The following is a 17913-nucleotide window of genomic DNA, read 5'->3' as shown; positions in this document are numbered from 1 at the left end:
GCAATAACAGTCGATCTTCAACAAGGGGTGTGCGGAGTATGACGGGCCGATCGATACGGAGTGCGGTCGCCGTGACACTGGCGACCGCGCTGTCGCTGTCCGCGGCGGCCTGCTCGAAGCCGAGCGGCCCGGACGGCGGCGGCTTCGGCCCGGGGGCGGACGACTCGGCGGTGGTCGGCATCGCGTACGAGCCCGACAGCCTCAGCCCGCTCCTGGGCTACGGCAAGGACGGCAACTCCAAGATATTCGACGGCCTGCTCGCCCTCGACGCGGACATGCGGCTGCGCCCCGCGCTGGCCACCGCCCTGCCCGAGGTGAGCGCCGACGGGCTCACGTACACGTACCGGCTCCGCAAGGGCGTGAAGTTCAGCGACGGCAAGCCGTTCGGTGCCAAGGACGTGGTCTTCACCTACCGCACCGTCCTGGACCCGAAGACGAACAACGCCTCCCGCACCGAGCTCGACGCGCTGAAGAGCGTCGAGGCGAGCGGCGACGACACCGTCGTCTTCACTCTCAAGTACCCCTACGCGCCCTTCGCCCATCGGACCGTCCTGCCCATCGCCCCCGAACACGTCGCGGCCGGACAGGACGTCAACACCGGCGCCTTCACCACCCACCCCGTCGGCACCGGACCGTACGTCCTCACCAAGTGGTCCAAGGGCGAGAAGCTGAGCTTCCGGGCCAACCCCGACTACTGGGGCGGCGCGCCCAGGGTGAAGAGGTTCACCATGGTGATCATCAAGGACGACGACGTGCGCGCCACCCGGCTGCGCTCCGGCGAACTCGACGGCGCCATCCTGCCGCCCAACCTGGCCAAGGGCTTCGCCGGCGACGGCGGCATGAAGACGTACGCCGCCACCACGTACGACAACCGCAACGTGACCCTGCCCACCCACAACGAGGTCACGGGCGACCTCGCGATCCGGCGCGCCCTGGACATCGCCGTCGACCGGCAGGCCATGGTCGATTCCATCCTCAACGGAGAGGGCAGGCCCGCCTACGGGCCCGTCCCCACCGACAGCGAGTGGTTCACCAAGGGCACCGAACGCGCCCACGACCTGACCGCCGCCAAGAAGATCCTCGACGACGCCGGATGGAAGCCCGGCAAGGACGGCATCCGCGTCAAGGACGGCGTGCGCGCCGCGTTCCCGCTCTGGTATCTCACCGGCGACAAGCTCCGCCAGGACCACGCGCTCGCCTACGCCTCCGACGCGAAGAAGGCCGGCATCGACATCACCACCGAGTCCGGCACCTGGGAGGTCATCGAGCCCCGGATGAAGCAGGACGCTGTCCTCGCCGGCGGCGGATCGCCCGCCGACCCCGACTTCGACCAGTACTCCATGCTGAAGTCCTCCCTCGCGGGCGAGGGCTTCAACAACATGGGCTGGTACGAGAACAAGACCGTCGACCAGGCCCTCGAACAGGGCCGCAGAAGCGGCGACAAGGCCACACGCAAGGCCGCCTACGACACCGTCCAGCGCGAACTCGTGAAGAACCCCGGCTACACCTTCCTCACCCACATCGACCACCTCTACGTCGTGAAGGACCGGTTCGGCACGCTCACCACCCAGGTCGAGCCGCACGACCACGGCCTGGCCACCGGCCCGTGGTGGAACGTCGAGGACTGGACGCCGAAGAAGTGAGCCACCGCCTCCCCTGGGGGCCGATGGGCAGGATGGTGGGACGTCGGGCACTGCTCGCCGTCCCCGTCCTCGTCGCCGTGACGTTCGGCGTCTTCGCCGTCGCCGCCGCCTCCCCCTTCGACCCGGTCAAGGCGTACGCGGGCACCGCCGGGCTCACCGCGTCGCAGGAGAACCTCGACCAACTGCGCGCCAACCTCGGCGTCGACCAGCCGCTGGTGACCCGCTGGTGGAACTGGCTGACCGCCGCGCTCCACGGCGATCTCGGCGTCTCCAGCGTGATGCGCCAGCCCGTCGCCGACGTCATCGGCGAGCGCCTCGGCTGGTCCGTGCTGCTCGCCGGGACCGCCTTCGCCGTCGCCGTCGTCCTGGGCACCGGCCTCGGCGTACTGGCCGCCCGCAGGCCCGCCGGCCTGCTCGACCGGTGCGTCTCCGCGGCCGCGTACACCCTCGAAGCCGCCCCGGCGTTCTGGCTGGGACTGCTCGCCATCTGGTTCTTCGCCCTGGAACTCGACGTGCTCCCGGCCGGCGGCCTCACCGACGCGGGCAGCGACACGGTCACCTTCGGTCAGGTCGCCGGTCATCTGGTGCTTCCCGCATCCGTGCTCGGGATCTCGCAGCTGCCGTGGTTCTTCCTCTACGTGCGCCAGGGCGTCGCCGACGCGCTCGACGAGGACCCGGTGCGCGGCGCCCGCGCCCGCGGACTGCGCGAACGCACCGTACTGCTCGGCCACGCGCTGCGCTCCGGGATGCTGCCGATGCTCACCCTCATCGGTTCCCGCGTCCCCGAACTCATCACCGGCGCCCTGCTCGTCGAGACGGTGTTCAGCTGGCCGGGCATCGCCGCTGCCACCGTGCAGGCCGCCACCTCCGTCGACTTCCCGCTGCTGGCCGCGCTCACGGTGCTCGCCACCGTGGCGGTCGTGCTGGGCAACCTCCTGTCCGACGTGCTGTACGCGCTCGCCGACCCGAGAGTGGGCTTCGATGGCTGAGACCGTTCTCGGATCCACCCGCCGCACCAGCCGCCGCGTCCGGCTTTTCTGCTCCGCCGGGACCATGGCCGCGGTGCTGCTGGCGGTCCTCCTCGTCCCCCCGCTGGTCCAGCTCGACCAGCAGGCCGTCGACCTCTCGGCCCGGCTTCAGCCACCGTCCTGGGAGCACCCCTTCGGCACCGACGACGTCGGCCGCGACTTGCTGCTGCGCTGCGTCTACGGGCTGCGCGTCTCGCTGATCGTCGGCGTCGTCGCCGGGCTCACCGCCACCGTCGTCGGCACGGCGGTCGGTGCGCTCGCCGCCGCGTCCGGGGGCTGGGTCGACCGGGTCGTCATGCGGCTCGTGGACACCTTCTCGTCCGTACCGCACCTGCTCCTGGGCATCTTCGTCGTGGCGATGTTCCGGCCCGGCGTCGGCCCGGTGATCGTGTCCATCGCCCTCACCCACTGGTTGTCCACCGCGAGGATCGTCCGTTCCGAAGTGCTGTCCCTGCGCTCCCGGCCGTTCATCGACGCGGCGATCTCCGGGGGTGCCTCGCGCGGCCGGGTCGTCGTCCGGCACCTGCTGCCCGCGGTGCTGCCGCAGGCGGGTCTCGCCGCGGTGCTGATGGTGCCGCACGCCATGTGGCACGAATCCGCCCTCTCCTTCCTCGGGCTGGGGCTGCCCGCCCATCAGGCGAGCCTGGGCAACCTCGTGCAGACGGCGCGCGGTTCGCTGCTCGCCGGGCACTGGTGGCCGACGCTCTTCCCCGGCCTGTTCCTGATCCTCCCGACGCTCGCCCTGGCGGGCCTCGCCGGTGCCTGGCGGGAACGGATCAACCCGCGCCGCCGATCGGAGCTGATGCTGTGACGACCACCCCGCGACCGCCCGCCCCGGACACCGGGGACCCGGAGCCCGCGGCCCCGGTCCTCTCCGTCCGCGGGCTCCGCGTCCGCTTCCGGATGCGCGGCGGGCGGCACATCGCGGCCGTCACCGACGCGCACTTCGACCTCGCGGCGGGGGAGTGCCTGGCCCTGGTCGGCGAGAGCGGCTGCGGCAAGTCCGTCCTCGCCTCCGCGCTGCTGGGGCTGCTCCCCCGCAACGCGGAGACCGGGGGCTCGGCGGTCCTGAAGGACGGCACCGACCTCCTCACCGCCGATGAGAAGACCCTCGCCCGCACGGTACGGGGCCGCCGCATCGGACTCGTCCCGCAGAGCCCCGCGGCCCACCTCACCCCCGTGCGCACCGTCCGGGCCCACCTGGAGGAGACCCTCCGCGAACTGACCGGCACCCGCAGGCCGGAGCTGCGCGCCGCCGCGGAACGAGCCGCCGAACGCGCCGCGTTCCCGCCCGGCCACCTGGACCGCTACCCGCACGAGCTCTCCGGCGGCCTCGCCCAGCGCGCCGCCACCGCCCTCGCCCTGATCGGCGACGCACCCCTGCTCCTGGCCGACGAACCGACCACCGGGCTCGACCGCGACCTGGTCGAGCGCACCGTGGACGAACTGCGCCGCCACACCGACGGCGGCCGGGCGCTGCTGATCATCACCCACGACCTGGCGGCGGCCGAGCGGATCGCCGACCGAGTCGCCGTCATGTACGCCGGCCGTATCGTCGAACTCGCCGACGCCGGAGGTTTCTTCGGGAAGCCGGGACCCCGCCACCCGTACGCCCGCGGGCTCCTCGACGCCCTGCCGGAGCGTGCCTTCGTGCCCATCCCCGGCATGCCCCCGGAACTCGGGGCGCTCCCCGACGGCTGCGCGTTCGCGGCCCGCTGCCCGCGCGCCGACGACCGATGCTCCGTACCACCCCCGTTCGACGGTCGTCTCGCCTGCCACCACGGTGCGCCGGCGTACGCGCAGGAGTCCGCCCGTGCTTGAACTCACCCGTATCACCGCCGGGTACGACCGCCGTGCGCCCGTGGTCCGTGACGCCTCGCTGGCCATCGAGCCGGGAGAGTCCGTGGGGCTCCTCGGGCCCAGCGGCTGCGGCAAGTCCACCCTGGCCAGGGTCGCCGCGCTGCTGCACCGGCCGGACGCGGGAACGCTCACCCTCGACGGCCGGCCGGTACGCGGCTGGCGGCACCGTGCCCCGAGGGAACAGCGCACCGCCGTCGGCGTCGTCTTCCAGCAGCCCCGGCTCTCCGCCGATCCCCGGCTCAGCCTGCGCGAACTCATCGCCCAGCCGCTGCGGGCGACCGGCCGGCGAGCCGAGGTGGCGGACCGGCTGGCCGAACTGGCACCGTCCGTCGGGCTCACCGCCGATCTGCTGGGCCGCCGCCCGCACGAGGTGAGCGACGGTCAGTTGCAACGCGCCTGCCTGGCCAGGGCGTTGGTCCTGCGTCCGCGCTGGCTGATCTGCGACGAGATGACGGCGATGCTCGACGCGTCGACGACTGCCGCACTGGTCGCGGTCGTCGAGGCGTACCGGCACGAGTCGGGCGCCGGACTGCTGGCCGTGGGCCACGACCGGGTCCTGCTGGAACGCTGGTGCGACCGCACGATCGGCTGGCCCGAGATCTGCGGGCCCGGCCCGGCGGCCCCGGCACCACGGGAGGGCGCGCGCCGGGCGGGGTGAGCGAGGACCGCGCCCGCGAATCCGCCGTGACGAGGACGTCGGCCCCCGCCGGGCTCGTGCGCAGGGCACCCGGGCCGGGGAGGAGCCGGAGGCGGGTGCCCCGGTTGCTCTCGCGGACCAGGTCCCGCAGCGCGTCACTCGCGCCGGTGTCCGACGCGGGCGCCCGGAACGACGGGACCGGCCCCGGCGGCCGATCCGGCGCACCGACCGGAACCCGGCAACCGGACAGCACCCGGATGGCGGACACGCCAGTCCGCCGGACGGCCTCCTCACTACGCCACACTGGCGGCCGAATGCCGCATTCCGGCGCGGCGGAGGAGGTTGGCCATGGCCATTTCGATCTCACTGGTGCTGCTTCTGCTGATCCTGGCGGTGATCTTCCTCCGCAACGGGGGGCTGAAGGTCTCGCACGCGTTGGTCTGCGCCCTGTTCGGGTTCTTCCTCGCGGGCACGAGCATGGCGCCGACCATTCAGGACGGCCTGACGGCCACCGCCGACGTCGTCAGCAGCCTGGAGCCCTGACCGCGGCGGACCTCCGTCGGCCGAGTCGCGCCGACCGCGGTCGGCTGCCCCGCGGAGCCGCTCGCGCTCACCCGGCGACCCGGACCCGGGGGGACCGACCGGCGCCGAACACGGCGTGTCGCGCCGCGTCGGCAGAACCGAACCGGCCATTTCGAGTCGCCCGCCGCGCCCAGCGCGCGACGGACCGCCCGGGGAACGGCCGTCGGCTCGGGAGACCGGACCGGCCGGAGACGGGACGCGGACGGCGGTCAAGCGTGGTTCGCGCCAACAGCGCAGGGGCAGCCCGCTGAGCGGCATGGTGACAGCGGGGCGGGCCCGCTTAATGTCTGAGACCGCACAGCGAAGGCATCCCGGCCGGACCACCGGAAGGGCCGACGACCCATCGCACGGGGGGAAGCAGTGCCGCCTGTCCAGCCCGTCCTCGCGCGGGCCATCCACCGCACTCCCTTACTCTTCCTGGACGTCGCCCACCGGGGCCGGGTGCGGCGTCTGGGACTGAAGCTGGAGCAACACGGCCCCACCGGATCGGTGAAGGACCGCAGCGCCGTCGCACTCCTACGGGCGCTGCACGACGAACGGCCGCTCACCCCCGGCACGGTGGTGGTGGAATCCACCTCCGGCAACCTCGGCCTCGCCCTGGCGCGGCTGCTGCCCGCCATCGACTGCGTGTTCCTGGCGGTGGTCGACCTGAAGACCCCGCACACCACCCTTCGCACGCTCACCGAGCGAGGCACCCGCACGATCGTCGTCGACGAACCGGACGGCCAGGGCGGATACCTGCTGAGCCGACTGCGCACGGTCCGCGAACTGTGCGCGCGCAACCCCGCCTACCGCTGGCCGGACCAGTACGAGAACCCGGCCGCGCCCGACATCCACCGCCGCACCACCGGCCCCGAGATCACCGAACAGGCCGGCCCCGGCCTCGGCGCGGTCTACATACCGGTCTCCACCGGCGGCACCCTCGCCGGCATCGGCGCCCACCTGCGGGGGCACCGTCCGGACGTCGCCGTCGTCGCCGTGGACGTGACCGGCTCCACGGCCGTCTCCGGCAGCACCGGGCGACGCCTCATCCCCGGCATAGGAGCCAGTCGGCCCTCCGCGCTGCTGAAGGGGCCGCGCCGCTACGACCGCGCCGTACGCGTCGACGACATCGAGGCGATCGCCGTCTGCCGGATCCTCGCCGAGGACACGGGCATCGTGCTCGGCGGTTCCAGCGGCTGCGCCGTACGCGCACTGCTCACCGACCAGGACGACGGCCACGCGGACGGCCGACTCGCGGTCTGCCTCGCCGCCGACGGCGGCGAGAAGTACCAGGACACCCTCTACTGCGACGACTGGGCGGACGAGCAGGGCATCGTGAAGGAGATCGACACGGCCATGGAACGACTGCGCCGCGAGGGCCTCTTCTTCGACAGGAAGCACCAGGAGCACTGACCATGGGCACGAGCACCACCACGACCACCACTCCCGCCCGGCAGCCGGACGCCGGCTACCGGCAGTTCCTGCCGCTGGTCCAGGGCGCCACGCTGATCGAGTGGACCGGCACGGGACTGTTCCTCGCGGTCTCGACCATCTACTTCGTCAAGGTCGCCCATCTCAGCACCTCCTCGGTCGGCACCGGCCTGACGATCGGCGGCGCCGTCGCGATCGCCGCCGCCGTCCCCATCGCGCGGCTGGCCGGGCGATGGGGACCGAAGCCGGTGCTCATCGGGGTGATGCTGCTGCGTGCCCTGGCCACGCTCGGCTATCTGTGGGTGGACGGCTGGTGGAGCTTCCTCGCCGTGGTCGCCCTCGTCGCCGTCACCGAGCAGTCCTCGCCCCCGCTCGTGCAGTCGTACGTCGGCGCCCGGGCCGCCGAGAGCCTGCGCGCCAAGGTGATGGCCGTGCAGCGCACCGTCGTCAACCTCGGCATCAGCCTCGGCGGACTGATCGCCGGGGTCGCCCTGGGATCCGGGGCACCCGATGCCTTCCGGCCGCTGCTGATCGGCGGCGCGCTCGCCTACGTGGCGGTCGCCGCGGTGTACGCCACCGCACGGGCGGAGGAGGCCGCGGCCACCGCCGACAGCGCCCGGGTCGCCCCGCTCCTCAAGGACCGCGCGCTGCTCGGGTTCACCGCCTACAACGCGCTGGTGTCGCTGTGGATGCCGGTCCTCAACGTGGCCTTCCCGCTGTGGCTCGTCACCGGGACCGACGTACCGGAGCGCTATGTCGGCATCCTGTACGCCGTCAACACCGTGCTGTGCATCGCCCTCCAGTACCCGCTCAACCGCTGCTACGGCACCACTCGCCGGGCGTGGTACTCGTACGCGGCCGCGGCCCTGCTGCTCGCCCTCGGCGCCCTGGCCTTCGCCGCCGCGCCCGCGTTCGGCCGCACGCAGGCCCTGCTGGTGCTCGGCGGCGCGGTCGTCCTGCTCACCTTCGCCGAACTGCTCCAGGTCGGCGCCTCGTGGACGCTGTCCTTCGAACTGGCACCGCAGGGGGCGCGCAGCGCCTACCTGGTGCTGTTCAACACCAGCCGCACCGTCGCCAACCGGGTCGCCGGCCCGGTGCTCATGACCGGCGTCGTCCTCGCCCTCGGCACCGCCGGCTGGATCGCGCTCGCCTGCGTGCTGCTGCTGGGCGCCCTCGTCCCCTTCGTGGTGCTGCGCGGTCCGCGCGCCACCGCCGGCTGAACCGCCCCCGCACCCTTCCCCCGTCGTCAGTATCGGATCTCACGCCAAGGAGCCCCGCCCGCCATGGACTTCGAGCACTATCCCGACAGCCGATTCCGCTATCTGACCCGCGCGGACGTCATCGAGGCCGCCCGCGGCGTCGACATCGTGACGGCGGTGGCCGAGGCGCTCACCCTGCACTGCGCCGGACACTCGGTCCTGCCCGAGGAGGCGTATCTCGGCTGGACCACCCCGGAGGGCTACCGGGCCCGGCTGCTGGCCATGCCCGGCGCCCTCGTCCAGGACGGCCGGCCGCCGGTCATCGGCATGAAGACCATCAACGCCTCGATCGGCAACCCCGGCCGCGGCATTCCGCGCTCCCAGGGGTTCACCCTGCTCCTGGACCCGGAGACCGCCCGTCCGCGCGCACTCATGGAGGCCGCGTACATCAGCGCGATGCGCACCGCGGCGGTCACCGCCCTCGCCGTGCGCCATCTGGCGGTGCCCGAACCGCACGCTCTGGCGCTGATCGGCTGCGGGGCGCTCGCCCAGGCACACGTGACGCTGCTGCTGGACACCGTGCCCACCCTGCGCCGGATCACCCTGTACGACCTGGCACCCGAGCGCGCGAAGGCCGTCGCCGGGTACATCGCCTCGCTCCCCGCGGCGGCGGACATCGAGACCGTGCTCGCCGACGGCCCGCGCGAGGCCGTGCGGGACGCCGAACTCGTCGTGCCCGTCACGACGGTGACCGAGGGCTACATCGAGCCCGACTGGCTGATGCCGGGCGCCCTGGTCTGCCACGTGTCGCTGGACGACCTCACCGAGGCGGCGGTGCTCGCGGCCGGCGCGGTGATCGTCGACGACTGGAGCCTGGTCCGCGACGACCCGCGCCGGCTGCTGGGCCGCATGCACCGGGCCGGCACCCTGCTCGGCCCCGACGGCGCCCCGCGCGAGGGAGTCACCGCGCGCCCCGGCGCCCGCCGTGTCGACGGCACCCTCGGCGACGTGCTGACCGGCCGTCACCCGGGTCGCCGCGCCCCGGACGAGACCGTGATCAGCAACCCGTTCGGCATGTCGATCCTCGACGTGGCCGTCGCCGACAGCGTCCTCGCCCGCGCCGAAGCCGTCGGCGTGGGCGCCCGGCTCACACTCTGAAGGGGATCCGCATGACGATCGACCGGAACGTCCAGGAGATCAACCGCACCATGTGGTCGTACGGCGAGTACCGGCACGTCGCCGACCTGCTGCGGCCCGGCGCCGACGAACTCGTGGCCCGGCTCGCCCCCGGACCGGGCACCCGCCACCTCGACGTCGCCACCGGCAACGGGAACGTCGCCCTGCTGACCGCCCTGCGCGGCTGCGTCGTCACCGGCCTCGACCTCACCGACGAGTTCTTCCCCGACGCCCGCGAACGGTTCGCGAAGGCCGGTGCCGAGGTGGAGCTGCACCGCGGCGACGCCCAGGAACTCCCCTTCCCCGACACCTCGTTCGACCTCGTCACCTCCACCTACGGGATCCAGTTCGCACCCGACCACGCAGCCTCGTCGGGGGAGATGGCCCGGGTGCTGCGGCCCGGCGGCCGGATCGGCATGTGCAACTGGACGGCACGCAGCTGGACCGCCCACTTCCAGGAGATCCTCTCCGCCTACTTCCCCTCGCCCAACGGACACCAGGGACAGCCCATGCTGTGGGGCTCCCCGGACTACCTCGCCGAACTGCTCGGCCCGGAGTTCACCGTCACCGCCGAACGCCGTGAACTCTTCTACCCGTTCGCCACCGCCGAGGACCTGGTCGCCTTCTTCGAGAGCTGCTTCGGCCCCTGCATCGCGGCCAGGAACACCATCTCGCCGCCCTCGCGCTGGAAGGAACTGCGGGCGGAGATGGCCGAGATGACCGAGGGCTTCCACACCACCGACGCACGCGGCACGGGCGTGCCCGTCGAATACCTGCTCGTCGTCGCCGAGAAGAAGGGGGCCCGGTGACCGGCATACCCGGGCACTACCCGGCGCTCCCACTGGCCGAAGGGGCCCGGGACGCCGCCGTCGCCGCCGCGCTCACCCGGAGCGAACCCTACGAACTCGGTGAAGGAGTCCACGCGTACGTCGAGCGCCACGCGGACACGCACCCGCACCGCATCGCGGTCGAGGACGGCGACGCCGCCCTCACCTACGCCGCCCTCGCGGACCGTGCCCACCGCATGGCCGCGCACCTGGCCGCCACCGGCGTCCGGGCGGGCCGGATCGTCGCGGTCGGCGGCCGGCGCGGCGGCGACGTCGTCACCGCCCTCCTCGCGCTGGAACTGCTTGGAGCCGTCTACCTGCCCCTCGACGCGCAATGGCCCGCCGCCCGCGTCGAGTCCCTCCTCACCGACAGCGGCGCCGCCCTCCTGCTCACCACCGGCGGCCCCGAGGACCACGGCGAACTGGTGAAAGGGGCGCGCGCCGCGGGCGTCCCCACCACGACACCCCGCCTGGCGGACACCCCCTGCACCCGGACCGCGCCGCCCGCCCCCGACGAGGTGCGCTACGTCCTCTACACCTCCGGCTCGACCGGCCGCCCCAAGGCCGCCGTCGTGGAGCACCGGGGCATGCTCAACCACCTGTGGGCCAAGGCGGACGACCTCGCCCTGACCGCCGACGACCGGCTCGCCCAGACGGCGCCGCTCGCCTTCGACATCTCCGTGTGGCAGATGCTCGCCCCGTTCCTCGTCGGCGGCCGGGTCCAGATCCTCGACGACGAACAGGCCCGGGACGGCGCGCTGCTGCTGGCAGAGGTGCGGCGGCGCGGAACCACCGTCCTGGAGACCGTGCCCACCCTGATCCGCTTCCTGCTCGACGCCCACGACGCCGAGGGAACCCGCCCCGGGGCGCTGCGCTGGATGATCGCCACCGGCGAGGAACTGCCGCCCGCCCTCGCCGCGCGCTGGCACGACACCATGCCCGGCATCCGACTCCTCAACGCCTACGGCCCCACCGAGTGCTCCGACGACGTCACCCACGCCGTACTCGAACGCCCCGCCGCCGACACCCGCCACCTGCCGATCGGCTCGCCCGTCGGGAACGCCGCCCTGTACGTGCTGCGTGCCGAGGACGGGCTGTGGCACGCCTGCGCGCACGGCGAGACGGGAGAGCTCTTCGTCGGCGGACCCGTCGTCGGCCGGGGCTACCTCGGCGACCCGGAGCGTACCGCCCGCGCCTTCTTCACCGACCCCTTCGGCGGCGGAGAGGGGCGCCTGTACCGCACCGGGGACGCGGTGCGCGTCCTGCCCGACGGCCAACTCGAGTACCTGGGCCGGGTCGACCGGCAGGTCAAGCTCGGCGGCGTGCGCATGGAACTCGCGGAGATCGAGGCCGTGCTCGGCACCCACCCCTCGGTCGCCGCCTGCGCCGTCACCGTCCACACCCCGGACGACGACGGAGCCCTGGTGGCCCGCGACAGCGCCCACACCCCGCGGGCCGCCGGGCCGCCCCGCCTCGTCGCCCACGTCACCACCACCGGGGACGAGGTGCCCGAAGCGGCACTCCGCGCCCACCTGGCCGAACGGCTCCCCGCACCGATGGTGCCGCACATCTTCGTCGCCCTGCCCCGCATCCCCCTCACCCGCAACGGCAAGACCGACTACAAGGCGCTCCCCGCACCCCCTCGCCGCAGCCGCCCCGACGACCGCCCCTACACCCCGCCGCGCGACGCGACGGAGACCGCGATCGCGGCCCTCGTCGCCGACGTCCTCGGCACCGGGCGCGTCGGCCGCGACGACTCCTTCCTGGCCCTGGGCGGCGACTCGCTCCAGGCCATGCGCCTGGTCGCGGCACTGCGCCGGACGGGGTCCGAGGCAGCCCTGCGCGACGTGCTGCGCGACGGCAGCCCCGCCGCGCTCGCCGCACTCGCCGGGCCCGGCCCCCGGCGCGAGCCGGCGGGAGACGCCCGCACGGGGACGGCCGAGGACACCCGCACGGCGACGGCGGCCCCGGACGCACCTCGCACCCGTGCGCTCACCCCGCAGCAGGCCGGGGTCTACTTCCACTGGCGGCTCGACCCCCTCAGCCCCTCCTACAGCTACCAGGGCTCCCTGGAACTGGACGGCCCCCTGGACGTGCCCCGGCTCGCCGGGGCCTGGCGACAACTGCTCACCGAGAACCCGCAGCTTCTCGCCCGGTTCTCGGAGAGCGACGAGCCCGGCACGCAGGAAGTGGTGCAGCACTACCCGCACTGGGACGTGCCCCTGTCCGGCCAGGTGCGCGAGACCACCGAGGAGGAGTTGCGGGCGACGGCGTCGCGGGAGGCGGCCACGCCCTTCGACCTCCTGGCCGAACCGGCCCTGCGCGCCGAGCTGTTCCGGCTGCCCGACGGACAGCACCGGCTGCTCGTCACCCTGCACGAACTGCTCCTCGACGGCTGGGGCGCCACCGTGCTGTTCCAACGCCTCGCCGAACTCTACGAACGACGCCCCGCCGCCCCCGACCCGGAACGCGCCACCCGCTACGACCGCTACCTGGACCACCTGGAGGCCCGGCTGGCCACCGAGGAGGTCGCCGAGGCGGGGGAGTACTGGCAGCGCCGGCTCGCGGGCGAACTGCCGGCACTCCAGATCGCGCAGAAGCCGCGGCCCGCCGCGCCCACTTACCGGGGCGGCATCACCGAGGCGGTGCTCGACGAGGACCTGACGCGGCGGCTGCGCGACACCGCGCTGTCCGCCTCCGCCACCGCCTTCGTGCCGCTGCTCGCCGCCTACGCACTGGCCCTGAGCTACTACTCCGACGCCGACGAGGTGGTCGTCGGCGCCCCGATGGCGGGCCGGGAACGGCCGGAGGCGGCCGAGGTCCCGGCGTTCACCCTGGCCATGCTGCCGCTGCGGCTGCCCGTCCACCCGTCCACGACCCTCGCCGACTTCACCGCGCAGGTGAGGGAGACCGTGTACGACGCGTACGTCGCCGCCGAGTACCCGTTCGCCTGGACCCTGCGACGGCTGCCCGCCGCCTCCCGCAGCTCCGCGGCGACACCGGTCTTCCAGACCATGCTGAACATGCTGCCGTACCCGGCCCGCGCCACCACCGCCGCGGGCGTCGGCTTCCGCTTCGTCGAACTGGACACCGGATTCACCAAGTACGACTGCGCGCTCTACGTCCAGCCGCACGGCCCCGGACGGCTGCTGCTGCAGTACGCCCACCAGCGGGACCTGCTCGACGCCCCGGCCGCCCGCAACGTACTGGAGTCCACCCTGATCGCGCTGCGCGCCCTGACCGATCCCGGGCGCGCGCGGCACACCACCATCCGCTCCCTCGACCTGCTGCCCGGAGGCGACCACCGATGACCTCGCCGACCCTGCTGGAACGCTTCGCCGAGCAGGTGGCGGCCCGCCCCCGGGCCGTAGCCCTGCGCCACAGCGGCGCCAGCCTCACCTACCGCGAACTCGACGACTGGAGCGGCAGACTGGCCGCCCGGCTCGCCGCCCGGGGCACCGGCCCCGGCAGCCTGGTGGCACTCGCCGCGCAACGCGGCCCCGCCGCCGTCGCCGGGGTCCTCGCCGTGCTCAAGACCGGTGCCGCCTACCTCGGACTGGACCCCGCGATCCCCGTGCGACGCCAGCGCCGCATGGTGGAGGAGACCGGACCGCACTGCGTGCTGGCCGAACCCGGGCTCGACCAGTTCCCCACCCTGGACGCCTCGCGCGTCACGCTCGCCCCCCTCGCCGACGGCCCACTGCACCAGGTGCCCGAGAAGGAACCCGACGACGACGCTCTCTTCCACATCGTCTACACCTCAGGCACCACCGGAAACCCCAAGGGCGTGCGCGTCAGCAGGCGTTCGGTGCGCGGCCGGCTGGAGTGGATGTGGCAGGACCACCCGTTTCCCCGGAACGCGGTGCTGGCCGTCCAGAAGTCCCTCGCCCTCGTCGCCTCGCCCTGGGAACTCCTGGGCGGACTGCTCAAGGGCGTGCCCTCCGTCGTGCTCGGCACCGACGAACTCCTCGACCCGGTCCTGTTCGCCGCCACCGTCCACCGGGAGCGGATCACCCACCTCTTCCTGACCCCGCACCTGATCGCGGGCCTGCTGGAGGAGAGCGCGAAACAGCCGGACCGTCACCAGCCCGTCCTGGTCACCAGCGGCGCCGACGCCCTCCCCGTCGACACCGTCCTGCGGTTTCGAGAGGTCTGGCCCGACGCCACCCTGCTCAACCTCTACGGCATGACGGAGACCGCCTCCAACGTCGCCGCGTACGACACCGCACTGCTGCCCGCCGACGCCGGACGCGTCCCCGTCGGCGCCCCCGTGGCGGGAGCCTCGCTCTCCGTCCGCGACCGGCTCGGCCGACGGCTGCCGCCCGGCACGACCGGCGAGGTGTGGGTCTGCGGACCGCCGCTCGCCCTCGGCTATGTCGGCGGCGAAGGCGAGGACCGCTTCCTCACGGACGACGACGGCGTCCGGCACTACCGGACCGGCGACCGGGGCCGCCGTCTTCCGGACGGGGCGCTGGAGATCACCGGCCGCACCGACAACCAGATCAAGGTACGCGGCTACCGCGTCGAACTGGAGGAGATCGAGGCCACCCTCCGCAAGGCGCCCGGCGTCACCGACGCCGGAGCGTACGCCAAGACCGAGGACGGCGAGGCACGCGTCGTCGCCTGCTGCACGGCCGACGAGGAGATCGCCCCCGCCGCCCTGCGCGGATACCTGCGCGACCGGCTGCCCGACTACATGGTGCCCGCCCGCGTCCAGCAGGTCCCGACGCTCCCCATGAGCACCAACGGCAAGCTCGACCGCACCGCCCTGCGCACCCTCGTGGACCGCATCGGACAGGAACGCACGACCGGGTTCGCCCCGTCCGACGCCACCGAGGCCGCCGTCGCCGCCCTCTGGGAGGAACTCCTCGGCGCACCGCCCGCCTCGGCCGAGCAGAACTTCTTCGACGCGGGCGGCCACTCCCTGCTCGCCGTGCGGCTCGCCAACCGGCTCGTGGCGACGGCCGGCCGGCGCGTACCCCTGCGCCGCATCCTCGGCGCACCCACCGTCACAGCCATCGCCGCACTGTGCCGCGAGACCCCGCAGGAGGACCGGGCATGAGCACCCCCTGGCTCGGCATGCCGGAGAACGGACCGGACGGCGGGGGCACGACCGGCACGCTCGTGGTCTGCTTCGCCCCCACCGGCGCCCACGGCCCGACCTTCGCGGGCTGGCGCGGCCGGCTTCCCGGGGACACCACGCTCGCGCTGGTCACACCACCGGGACGGGGCACCCGCATCGACGAGGAACCCGTCGTCGACATGGCGGTCTACGCGGACGCCGTGGCGGCCGAGGTGCGCGCGGCGCGCGGTGGACGGCGCCTGGTACTGATCGGCGTCAGCCTCGGCGCACTGCTGGCGTACGAGACGTGCGGCCGACTGCTCGACGCCGGGGTGCCGGTCGCCCGGCTGTGCGCGGTGGCCGGACAGTGCCCCGGCGACTTCCACGGCGACGGCGACGAGGTCACCGTCGAGGACGCCCGCGCCTTCGTCGCCGGGACCGGGCTGACCGATCCCGAACTCCTGGCCGACCCCGAGTTCGAGGAGGTACTGCTGCCCCCTGTCATCGCCGACCTGCGGCTGTCCGGACGCTACGACGGCGGCCGCAGACCCGTGCCCGACGTCGAACTGCGCGCCGTGTGGGCCACCGAGGACCCGCACGTGCCCGAGGTGACGGTGCGCCGCTGGGCCGACTGGACCCGGGGCACGTGCACGTTCCTGTCCGTCGAAGGCGGGCACTACGCGCACCGGGAGAACCCGGACGCGGTCATCTCCGCCTGCCTGGACGACCTGCCCGGCACCCGCCCGTCCCGCCGGTCCGTCCTCGGAGCCGGTGCGACGGCCGTCGCAAGCACGCTCCTGGGCCTGGGCGCGGCGACGGCCGCCGCACCCCGCGCCTCGGCCGCCGCACGCGCGACAGGCGTCGCGTCCTTCGACGGCGACCCCACCGATCCCGTGGAACTCGCGGTCGCCATGATCCGCCAGGACACCGGCAACCCCGGAGACGGCGCGCTCACCGAGCCGTACGCGCGGATGCTCCAGGGCATCTTCCGGGCCGCCGGGGTCGCCACCGAGATCGTGCCCACCCCGAAGGAGGGCAACGTCCACTTCTTCGCCCGGGTACCCGGAAGCAGGACGAACCGGAAGAAGCCGCTGGTCCTGCTCGGCCACTGCGACGTCGTCCCCGCCATCGGCGACACCTGGACGGTGGACCCGTTCGCCGGCGAGATCAAGGACGGCAAGCTGTACGGCCGGGGCGCGCTGGACATGAAGGGCGTCAACGCCGCGTTCGTCGCCGCTCTGCTGCGGCACGTGCGCGAGGGAGCGTCCTTCGACCGCGACATCGTGTTCTGGTCCGACTGCGACGAGGAACAAGGACCTCACGGGGTGCGCTGGTTCCTCACCGAACACCCCGGCAGGGTCGAGGCGGGCGCGGTCATCACCGAAGGGGGCTGGGTCCTCGACCAGCGCGACGGCACGACTCCCATGATCGCCGCCCTCACCTGCAACGACAAACGGTCCCTGCTGCTGCGCCTGGAGACCTCCTCGTACGCCACCCACACGTCCAAGCCGTTCACCGGACAGGCCGTGATCCGGCTGGGGGAGGTGCTGGAGCAACTCGGGGACTGGCGGGCCCACATCCGCCCCAACGCGCTGTCCCTGCGCTACTTCGCCGAACTCGCCGGGGCCACCACGGACCGGCAACTCGCCGAGGCCGTGCGGCAGATGCTCGACGCCCGGAGCGAACGGGAGCGGGACCGGGCCGGCGAGGCGGTGATCCGGCTCAGTGAGACCCCGGAACTGCACAACGCGATGCTGCGGACCACCCTCGCCTTCACCGCGGCCCGGTCCGGCTACTACCCGAGCATCGTGCCGGGCACGGCGACCGCGGAGTTCCGCGCCGCCTTCCTGCCCGGCGCCGACGACCCCGGCCGCATCGTCGCCGAACTGCGCTCCCTGATCGGCAACCGCGCGACGCTGAGCGTCGTCGGGAACCGCGGCGAGAGCGAGCAGCAGGCACTGGACCGGCTGCGCGGCTACCTCGCCACGCCCGACTCCACGCACGACACGGACGTCTTCCGCGCCTGGGAGTCGGCCGTGCGCCGGACCCATCCCGGAGTGCGGGCCACCCCCTGCCAGTTCGAGGCGGTCACCAGCGCCGTCCCGTTCCGGGAGCAGAACATCCCCGTCTACGGCATGTACCCGTTCACGGTGAACCGGGACATGCTCAAGCGCATGCACGGAACCGACGAGCACATCGGCGTCGAGGCCCTGCGGCGGGGAACCGACACGGTGTACCACCTGCTCGCCGGACTGCGTACCGGCGCCTGATCCGTACACCCCGTATGGGCGTGCCTCCCGGGCACGCCCATACGGGGTCCGGACGCCCTGTACGTCCAGTACGTCGTACGGTCCGGCGCAAGCGCCGTAACGACGTGCACGTTGGTGTCCGGCGGGGCGGTGTCGGCGCGCCCGACCCGGTCGAGGGTGCGGTTCGACCGCCCGCTTGCGCACTTCGCACCCCTCGGAACGCCGCTCGTCGTCACA

13 protein-coding genes are annotated in these 17913 nt (G+C 73.4%); all 13 read left to right on the top strand.

The window, feature by feature from the left end:
- Nucleotides 1–38: 38 nt before the first annotated feature.
- The 13 genes from ACGF2V_RS08140 to ACGF2V_RS08080 all read left to right on the top strand — a co-directional run bounded on the left by ACGF2V_RS08140 (nucleotide 39) and on the right by ACGF2V_RS08080 (nucleotide 17697).
- Nucleotides 39–1643, top strand: a complete 1605-nt coding sequence (locus ACGF2V_RS08140; protein ID WP_362623093.1) for an ABC transporter substrate-binding protein — start codon at nucleotides 39–41, stop codon at nucleotides 1641–1643.
- A gap of 23 nt (nucleotides 1644–1666) precedes the next feature.
- Nucleotides 1667–2632 (top strand): ABC transporter permease, encoded by a 966-nt coding sequence (locus ACGF2V_RS08135; protein WP_362623205.1) that lies wholly within the window; start codon nucleotides 1667–1669, stop codon nucleotides 2630–2632.
- Complete coding sequence (locus ACGF2V_RS08130) at nucleotides 2625–3482, top strand: ABC transporter permease (protein WP_362704666.1); 858 nt, start codon at nucleotides 2625–2627, stop codon at nucleotides 3480–3482. The genes ACGF2V_RS08135 and ACGF2V_RS08130 overlap by 8 nt, the downstream gene beginning before the upstream one ends.
- Nucleotides 3483–3574: 92 nt before the next feature.
- On the top strand, nucleotides 3575–4492 hold the full coding sequence (locus tag ACGF2V_RS08125) for an ABC transporter ATP-binding protein (protein WP_362704892.1): 918 nt from the start codon (nucleotides 3575–3577) through the stop codon (nucleotides 4490–4492).
- A complete protein-coding gene (locus tag ACGF2V_RS08120; RefSeq protein WP_362623098.1) occupies nucleotides 4485–5189 on the top strand; it encodes an ATP-binding cassette domain-containing protein in 705 nt (234 codons plus the stop codon). The genes ACGF2V_RS08125 and ACGF2V_RS08120 overlap by 8 nt, the downstream gene beginning before the upstream one ends.
- Before the next feature lie 327 nt (nucleotides 5190–5516).
- On the top strand, nucleotides 5517–5711 hold the full coding sequence (locus tag ACGF2V_RS08115) for a hypothetical protein (protein ID WP_362623101.1): 195 nt from the start codon (nucleotides 5517–5519) through the stop codon (nucleotides 5709–5711).
- Between the two features lie 399 nt (nucleotides 5712–6110).
- Complete coding sequence (locus tag ACGF2V_RS08110) at nucleotides 6111–7145, top strand: pyridoxal-phosphate dependent enzyme (RefSeq protein ID WP_362623103.1); 1035 nt, start codon at nucleotides 6111–6113, stop codon at nucleotides 7143–7145.
- Between the two features lie 2 nt (nucleotides 7146–7147).
- The gene (locus ACGF2V_RS08105) at nucleotides 7148–8383 is read left to right on the top strand and encodes an MFS transporter (protein WP_362704663.1); all 1236 of its coding nucleotides are present in this window, start codon (nucleotides 7148–7150) and stop codon (nucleotides 8381–8383) included.
- A 63-nt stretch (nucleotides 8384–8446) separates the two neighbouring features.
- On the top strand, nucleotides 8447–9520 hold the full coding sequence (locus ACGF2V_RS08100; protein ID WP_362623108.1) for an ornithine cyclodeaminase family protein: 1074 nt from the start codon (nucleotides 8447–8449) through the stop codon (nucleotides 9518–9520).
- A gap of 11 nt (nucleotides 9521–9531) precedes the next feature.
- Nucleotides 9532–10347 carry a methyltransferase domain-containing protein gene (locus ACGF2V_RS08095; protein WP_362623111.1) on the top strand — a complete coding sequence of 272 codons (816 nt, stop codon included), beginning with the start codon at nucleotides 9532–9534 and terminating at the stop codon, nucleotides 10345–10347.
- Nucleotides 10344–13676: an amino acid adenylation domain-containing protein gene (locus ACGF2V_RS08090; RefSeq protein ID WP_362704660.1), complete on the top strand. Its 3333-nt coding sequence runs from the start codon at nucleotides 10344–10346 to the stop codon at nucleotides 13674–13676. Before ACGF2V_RS08095 ends, ACGF2V_RS08090 begins: the two co-directional genes overlap by 4 nt.
- Nucleotides 13673–15427, top strand: a complete 1755-nt coding sequence (locus ACGF2V_RS08085; protein ID WP_362704658.1) for a non-ribosomal peptide synthetase — start codon at nucleotides 13673–13675, stop codon at nucleotides 15425–15427. Before ACGF2V_RS08090 ends, ACGF2V_RS08085 begins: the two co-directional genes overlap by 4 nt.
- On the top strand, nucleotides 15424–17697 hold the full coding sequence (locus ACGF2V_RS08080) for a M20/M25/M40 family metallo-hydrolase (protein WP_362704656.1): 2274 nt from the start codon (nucleotides 15424–15426) through the stop codon (nucleotides 17695–17697). Before ACGF2V_RS08085 ends, ACGF2V_RS08080 begins: the two co-directional genes overlap by 4 nt.
- Nucleotides 17698–17913 lie beyond the last annotated feature (216 nt).

The organism is Streptomyces sp. NPDC047982, assembly GCF_043204165.1.
Lineage (GTDB): Bacteria > Actinomycetota > Actinomycetes > Streptomycetales > Streptomycetaceae > Streptomyces.
The sequence above is the reverse complement of the archived record's forward strand: the minus strand, read 5'-3'. Positions and strand labels throughout refer to the sequence as shown.